The sequence below is a fragment of the Synechococcus sp. WC101 genome (assembly GCF_047461555.1).
Taxonomy (GTDB): Bacteria; Cyanobacteriota; Cyanobacteriia; order Thermostichales; family Thermostichaceae; genus Thermostichus.
This window is the reverse complement of record NZ_JANSHG010000162.1, coordinates 1-5,257: the sequence shown is the minus strand read 5'-3', so window position 1 is coordinate 5,257 and position 5,257 is coordinate 1. Positions and strand designations below refer to the sequence as shown.

Below are 5,257 nucleotides of genomic sequence, written 5' to 3'. Positions count from 1 at the left end.
GGGTTTGGGCATCCTGGCAGTAGCTCGCTGGGCTTCTCCTTGGCTGCGGGGCTTTGCCTTGCAGTTTTTGGGGGTGCAAGCCTGTGTGAGCACCTACCACCAACTCGACTACCTGTTTGTGGAGTCTGCGGTGATTAACGGGCGGCTGGTCCTCTCGGATTCCAGCCAGATTGCCCAAAACCTGTTTTTGCCCTACTGGTTTTGGGGAGGGGTGATGGCGGTGTTCTCTTTGGTCTTGCTGATCACCAGCTTGCAACTGGCCTTTCGCGACTAGGGGGCAAAACCGCAATTTTGGAAGTGATTCCTGTCACCTAAAAATCCGTCGCCCATCACTGCCCAGCCGCAAAAACCGCCGCTACAGTAGGGGGCATGAGGAGTGAGGAGTGTGGGAGCGGATTATGTGGCGAGATGTTATCGGACTGGCCCTGGCGGCCACGCTGTTGTTGATTAGCAAAACGGCGGCTGATACCCTCGGCCAGAACCAAGAGCCAACTCATTCTGTTCCGCTGCAAGACAAGCTGCTGGAATAAAGTTGTGCCGCTGCTGTCCCAAGCCGTTATCTCGTTGCCGTTTTGTGCAACACTCATCCTCAGAGAATCTTTAGAGTCTTTTCATTAGGCTTGGGATCCCAATGCGCATAGCCCTGTTTACGGAGACGTTTCTGCCCAAGGTGGATGGCATCGTCACGCGGCTTTGCCACACAGTGCGCCATCTAACGGCTCGCGGCAACTCGGTGCTTATCGTCGCGCCTCAGGGAGCCCCCAGGCGGTTTGCGCGGGCACGGGTCTACGGGATCCCGGGCTTCCCCTTGCCTTTGTACCCGGAGTTGAAGCTGGCTGCCCCTGGCCCGGCCATCGGCAAGCTGCTCAACCGTTTTCGACCGGATGTGATCCACGTGGTCAACCCGGCAGTTTTGGGGTTGGGGGGCCTCTACTACAGCCAGACGATGGGGATCCCGCTGGTGGCCTCCTACCACACCCATTTGCCAAAGTACCTCAAGCACTACGGGCTGGGTTTCCTAGAGGGGGTGTTGTGGAGCCTCCTCAAGCTGGGACACAATTTGGCGCGGCTCAACCTCTGCACCTCGACGGCCATGATGCAGGAGTTGAGCGCCCACGGCATCGAGCGGGTACACCTGTGGCAGCGGGGGGTGGATACGGAGCTGTTTCACCCGCAGGCTGCTAGCCCAGAGATGCGGGCCCGCCTCACGGCAGGGCAGCCGGAGCGACCCCTGTTGCTCTACGTGGGGCGGCTCTCAGCAGAAAAAGAGGTGGGGCGGATCCGGGTGTTGCTGGAGCAGATCCCGCAAGCGCGGCTGGCCATTGTGGGCGACGGGCCGGAGCGGGGATCCCTGGAGCAACATTTTGCCGGCTACGATGTGGTGTTTACGGGCTACTTGCAGGGGCAAGACCTGGCAGCGGCCTTTGCTTCCGCGGATCTGTTCGTGTTCCCCTCCCGTACCGAGACGCTGGGGCTGGTCTTGTTGGAGGCCATGGCTGCCGGCTGTCCGGTGATCGCCCCCCGCTGCGGCGGCATTACCGATGTGGTGGACAGCGGCCGCAACGGCTTTCTCTTCGAGCCGGACTCCGACAGCGACTTTGTTCGGGCCACGCGGCAGCTGTTGGACAGCGCCGGGCAGCGGCAGCTCTTCCGGCAGCAGGCCCGCCAAGAGGCTGAGCGCTGGAGTTGGTCGGCAGCCACGCAGCAGTTGGAGGAGTACTACCGCGCCGTCATCGCCGAGTCGGGATCCAGGCTGCGGAAATGACGTTCCAGGACACCTAGGGTGGAGTCCACTTAGGCAGAGACGGGCCGATCCCCTTCACTAGCCCGCACCTGGTCGACGAAGAATTCTTCCAAAGATTGCCGCTGCAGATGCAAATCGGTCACCACCGCCCCCGCCTGGCTTAGAAGCGTTAGCAGCTCCGGCAGGGATCCGCCCCATTCCCCCGACCAGTGGGATCCCTGGATGGAGAAGTGCTCGAGGCGGTCGCGGAACTGGTCGATGGCGCCGCCGTGCCCTTGCACGTGGTAGCTTTTGCTTTGGCCCAGCAGCTCGTCCAACGTCCCCTGCTGCACCAATTTGCCGCCGACCATGAGGCCGACGCGGTTGCAGATCACCTCCACATCTCCCAAGATGTGGCTGTTGAAGAACACCGTTTTGCCCTGTTGCTTGAGGGACAAGATGATCTCGCGCATCTGGTAGCGGCCCATGGGATCCAGCCCCGACATCGGCTCGTCTAGGAACACCAGCTCCGGGTCGTTGATCAGGGCTTGGGCCATGCCGGTGCGCTGCAGCATGCCCTTGGAGTAGGTGCGCAGTTGCTTTTTGCGGGCCGTATCGATAGAAAGCCCCACCAGCTCCAGCAGTTGCGGGATCCGCTCCTTGAGGAGGCTATCGGACAGGCGAAAGACCTTGCCGGCAAAATAGAGAAACTCCCATGCCGTCAGGTAATCGTAAAAATAGGGGTTCTCCGGCAGATATCCCACCCGCTGCTTAATGGAGCGATCCCCCAGAGGCTTGCCCAGGAGCGTGCCCCTGCCGCTGGTGGGCTCCACAATCCCTAGCAGGCATTTGATCGTGGTGGTTTTGCCGGCCCCATTCGGCCCCAACAGCCCAAAAGTTTCGCCGCGGGCTACCGTTAGAGAAAAATCCTTCAGGGGGCTGACCACCTTGTTTAGCCAAAAGCCGGTGCGATAGGTTTTGGTCAGGCCGGAGATGGCAATGGCCGGTTCGGGATGGAGGTCAGTCGCTTCAGGGGAGGGGGCAACCGTCTCGCTCATAGAGAGAAAGCCGGGGCTGAGAAAAGAACCAGGGCGAACCCTGGGGGATGCTGGGCCGCTATCCAGTTTACCCTGTCCCAGCTACTGGTTTGGTTGCAGTTTCCTAGAAGGGCCTCTTGACCTTGGGTTGTTTAACCTTCAGCTCGCGAATCCGTTTCAACATCTTTTGGAAATACTCAGCCAGGTAGTCTTCAAGGGAGGTCAGGGAAGCCAGTTCAATGCCCAAGGCTTCGCACACAGGCGTCATGTCGGCATACATCGGCTCTTTGGCGGCAATTACCTCCACAAACGCCAGCCGGTCGGCAATGTTCCAGCTCCACTGAAAAAACTGGGCCACCCTGCGCGCTCCCCGCAAGACCCCCAGTGGTATGGTTCGAACCTTGGCCTTTTTGCCGGAAAGCTGCTCACAGAGAGCGATGACCTCTTGGGAAGTCCAGGCCTTGGGTCCCACCAAGGGAAAGACCTGCTGCTTGGCGGCTTCGACGCTGAGGGCTCGCACGGCAAATCGAGCTGCATCTAGGGTGTCGAGGTAGGCCGTGGGGATGCTCTCGCTGGCTACCCAAACAATTTGCTCTTCCAAAATCGGGATGGCGTACTGGCCGATCAATCCCTGCATAAAGCCCGCCGGACGAAAGATGGTGTAGGGCATCTGGGATCCGATCAAGTATTTCTCGATGTGGTGCTTGAAATTCATCAGGGGCACATTAGGGTACTCGTGCTGAGCACCCATGATGGAGAAAAAGATAAAATGCCCCACTTGGGCAGCCCGTGCCGCATTGATCAGAGCAACTTTGCCATCCCAATCCACCTGGCGGGCGCTGAGGGTGTCGGTTACTCGCACCGTGGCACAGTCGATCACCGCCTCGACGCCTTCCATCGCCGCTCGGAGCGTGCTGGGCTGCAGTAGGTTCCCCACCTTGAGGTGAGCCCCCCACTCGCTCAAGAAAGCAGCCTTGGCTGGGTTCCGCACCAGACAGGTAACCTGATGCCCCTCTTCGATGGCCCGCCGCACCACCTGACGGCCCAGCGTTCCCGTTGCCCCCACAACCAGCACGTTCATAAAATTATCATTTCTTAACCTTAGGCTTAGTCTATCAGACGGATGCAGCTCCTAACACAAGAGGATAGCTTGGTAGCCCCGTACTTTAGTGCGGAGCGGAAAAGCCCTTGAGCCACTTTAGTTGCTTCTTGACAGCGCCTTCGCGAGTCCATTTTGGGCTGCGTAAGAATCCCCTGGGTGGGAGTGTCAAAACTTGACCTGAGCAGTGGCAAACAAATAGGGATCCCCGCGGCGCCGCAGGGATCCCTGGTTATGGCTCAGTCTGCCGCCGAGAGAGTGTCTAGCCAGCCAGCTCGTTCATGTGTTGCGCCAAAGTGAAGTCCAGTTCCGTAATGCCCCCGGCATCGTGGGTGGTGAGATCCACCCGCACGCGGTTGTACACATTGGTCCACTCGGGGTGGTGCCCCATGCTCTCGGCTACCAAAGCCACACTGCTCATCCAGCCAAAAGCTTCCACAAAAGAGCGAAATTGAAATTGGCGATGCAGCTTCCCATCCTGCAAGGACCAACCCGGCAGGCTTTCCAGCTTGGTCTGGATCTCAGCCTCGCTGAGTTTGACAGGTCTGGACATGGGCGTTCCCTCCAGTCGTTGCCACCGCTTTCATCAAAAAATCACCTGAGGGCGGATCCCGGCTTCTTTACAAAACTTCGTAGTCTTCCGGTTCCTGCGAGGCAGCAGCAGGGCCAAGGGGTTTGTACAGCCAGTAGCCTTGCACAGTAAAGTGGGCCTGCCTGTAAAAGTTGAGGGCAGCTTGGTTGTGGCGGTAAACCTGCAAGGTAATGGCCGCTAACTGCTGCTGGGATCCCCAGCGTTCCACCTGTTGCATCAAAGCTTTGCCCAGTCCGCGCCGCCGGTGGGCAGGATCCACCCAGAGCAAAAAGATATAGGCCACTCGCCGATGGGTGGCTTGATCGGTGGAAACGCCGGCCCAGACACCGCCCACCGGCTCCCCTGTTGCTTCCTTGAGGATCCACCAGCAGGGGGTACGGGGAGGGTCGAAGAGGCGATCCAACGTCGCTTCCAGATGATCCCAGTGCCTTTGCTCGGGGAAAGATTCCTGCAAGGTGGCCTGCAATCCCCGCCGCACCCAGGGCCGATCCCAGGCGGAGCCAAGGCGCCAGCGGTAGCCAGCAGGCAAAGGGATCTCCGGTTCAGCCATCCTCAGCCATTCGCGGAAAAAAGAGCGGCAAGGCCCACCGCTGCTGCCTCCTCGATCGGGGCCGGCTGAGCCATATCTTCTGGCAGAAACGAGCGAATGCTCACCACCACCAGAGTGAATAGAAACACCAGCAGGATGAAGGCGGGAAAGATATACTGCCGTAGGATGTTCATATTTCTACACCTTAGCTCCTACAGTATAGTGCAAGTCGGGATGCGAGCGCGAAGAGGCTTCTCCAGGCCAGCCGCTGTTAGAC

General features: G+C 59.3%; 8 protein-coding genes. 3 read left to right on the top strand and 5 right to left on the bottom strand.

Annotated elements, in window-relative coordinates; translation table 11 throughout:
* From NW809_RS10525 to NW809_RS10515, 3 genes are all read left to right on the top strand, one after another.
* Nucleotides 1-274: M50 family metallopeptidase (locus tag NW809_RS10525; protein WP_414402080.1), on the top strand; the 274-nt coding region annotated here is incomplete at its 5' end.
* Nucleotides 275-398: 124 nt separating this feature from the next.
* Nucleotides 399-530: a hypothetical protein gene (locus NW809_RS10520; RefSeq protein ID WP_011429930.1), complete on the top strand. Its 132-nt coding sequence runs from the start codon at nt 399-401 to the stop codon at nt 528-530.
* A 101-nt stretch (nt 531-631) separates the two neighbouring features.
* Entirely contained in the window at nt 632-1,765 is a 1,134-nt protein-coding gene (locus NW809_RS10515) for a glycosyltransferase family 4 protein (protein ID WP_011429929.1), read from the top strand.
* A gap of 29 nt (nt 1,766-1,794) precedes the next feature.
* Here the strand turns inward: NW809_RS10515 and NW809_RS10510 are convergent, their stop codons facing one another.
* The 5 genes from NW809_RS10510 to NW809_RS10490 form a co-directional block, all read right to left on the bottom strand.
* Nucleotides 1,795-2,781 carry an ABC transporter ATP-binding protein gene (locus NW809_RS10510; protein WP_414402079.1) on the bottom strand — a complete coding sequence of 329 codons (987 nt, stop codon included), beginning with the start codon at nt 2,779-2,781 and terminating at the stop codon, nt 1,795-1,797.
* 103 nt (nt 2,782-2,884) lie between these two features.
* Nucleotides 2,885-3,841, bottom strand: a complete 957-nt coding sequence (locus NW809_RS10505) for an NAD(P)H-binding protein (protein ID WP_011429927.1) — start codon at nt 3,839-3,841, stop codon at nt 2,885-2,887.
* 280 nt (nt 3,842-4,121) lie between these two features.
* The gene (locus NW809_RS10500) at nt 4,122-4,412 is read right to left on the bottom strand and encodes a 4a-hydroxytetrahydrobiopterin dehydratase (RefSeq protein WP_414402078.1); all 291 of its coding nucleotides are present in this window, start codon (nt 4,410-4,412) and stop codon (nt 4,122-4,124) included.
* A 67-nt stretch (nt 4,413-4,479) separates the two neighbouring features.
* A complete protein-coding gene (locus NW809_RS10495; protein ID WP_011429925.1) occupies nt 4,480-5,001 on the bottom strand; it encodes a GNAT family N-acetyltransferase in 522 nt (173 codons plus the stop codon).
* 2 nt (nt 5,002-5,003) lie between these two features.
* Nucleotides 5,004-5,174 (bottom strand): hypothetical protein, encoded by a 171-nt coding sequence (locus NW809_RS10490; RefSeq protein ID WP_011429924.1) that lies wholly within the window; start codon nt 5,172-5,174, stop codon nt 5,004-5,006.
* Nucleotides 5,175-5,257 lie beyond the last annotated feature (83 nt).

What these genes read in the sequence shown, in the direction of transcription:
- NW809_RS10520 (WP_011429930.1), top strand. Translation starts at nt 399, where the DNA reads ATGTGGCGAGATGTTATCGGACTGGCCCTGGCGGCCACGCTGTTGTTG.
- NW809_RS10515 (WP_011429929.1), top strand. Translation starts at nt 632, where the DNA reads ATGCGCATAGCCCTGTTTACGGAGACGTTTCTGCCCAAGGTGGATGGC.
- NW809_RS10510 (WP_414402079.1), bottom strand. Translation starts at nt 2,781, where the DNA reads ATGAGCGAGACGGTTGCCCCCTCCCCTGAAGCGACTGACCTCCATCCC.
- NW809_RS10505 (WP_011429927.1), bottom strand. Translation starts at nt 3,841, where the DNA reads ATGAACGTGCTGGTTGTGGGGGCAACGGGAACGCTGGGCCGTCAGGTG.
- NW809_RS10500 (WP_414402078.1), bottom strand. Translation starts at nt 4,412, where the DNA reads ATGTCCAGACCTGTCAAACTCAGCGAGGCTGAGATCCAGACCAAGCTG.
- NW809_RS10495 (WP_011429925.1), bottom strand. Translation starts at nt 5,001, where the DNA reads ATGGCTGAACCGGAGATCCCTTTGCCTGCTGGCTACCGCTGGCGCCTT.
- NW809_RS10490 (WP_011429924.1), bottom strand. Translation starts at nt 5,174, where the DNA reads ATGAACATCCTACGGCAGTATATCTTTCCCGCCTTCATCCTGCTGGTG.